Annotated in this window: 1 protein-coding gene; it reads left to right on the top strand. The window is 42.0% G+C overall.

The window, feature by feature from the left end; all coding sequences use genetic code 11:
• Window positions 1-255 (top strand): TonB-dependent receptor domain-containing protein (locus AAEZ18_RS19215; RefSeq protein WP_352256027.1); only part of this gene is annotated, 255 nt, incomplete at both ends.

Consider the following 255-nt stretch of genomic DNA (forward strand, 5'->3'; position numbering starts at 1 on the left):
GTAGAAAACACATCGGTATATATTAATTACTCAGAGAGCTTTAACCCTACATCATCAGCCGACCAAGAAGATGTAGAAGGCGAAGGTAATTTAGAACCAGAAACCGGTAAGCAAACCGAGCTGGGTATGAAAAACCAATGGCTCGACGGCAAAATAATGAGCACCTTTGCAATTTACCAAATTAATAAAGAAAACGTGGTAATGAGCAACCCTGACGATACGGGAGCGGGGGATGGCATTGCTGCACTTTTAAAT

It is taken from the genome of Pseudoalteromonas sp. 19-MNA-CIBAN-0066, assembly GCF_040308705.1.
GTDB lineage: Bacteria > Pseudomonadota > Gammaproteobacteria > Enterobacterales > Alteromonadaceae > Pseudoalteromonas > Pseudoalteromonas nigrifaciens.